Raw genomic sequence first — 350 nt, 5'->3', positions numbered from 1 at the left:
GCTGGCCCGCCGCATGGGCCTGGGCCAGTCGGTGGCGCTGCGCGTGCTGCCCGCCGCGGTCGACGTGGCCGCCGGTCCCTTCACCGTCGGCTGGTGGCGGCCGGTCGTGCTGCTGCCGGCCGGCCTGCTGACGGGTCTGCCGGCGCCGCTGCTGGAGGCCTTGCTGGCGCACGAGCTGGCCCATGTGCGGCGCTGGGACTATCTGGCCCATCTGCTGCAGAAGGTGGTGGAGGCCTTGCTGTTCTTCCACCCCGTCATCTGGTGGCTGTCGCGCCGGCTGCGGATCGAGCGCGAGCTGGTGGCCGACGCGCTGGCGGCCGAGCAGCTCGGCGCGCCGCGCCAGCTGGCCG

At 75.4% G+C, this 350-nt stretch carries 1 protein-coding gene; it reads left to right on the top strand.

Features of this window, described 5'->3' with window-relative positions; translation table 11 throughout:
• Positions 1 to 350, top strand: a 350-nt coding sequence (locus PO768_RS29150; RefSeq protein ID WP_272648846.1) for a M56 family metallopeptidase, incomplete at both ends; no start/stop codon positions are given.

This window comes from Paucibacter sp. XJ19-41, assembly GCF_028462495.1.
In the GTDB taxonomy this organism is placed as follows: Bacteria; Pseudomonadota; Gammaproteobacteria; order Burkholderiales; family Burkholderiaceae_C; genus Roseateles_E.
The sequence above is the reverse complement of the archived record's forward strand: the minus strand, read 5'-3'. Positions and strand labels throughout refer to the sequence as shown.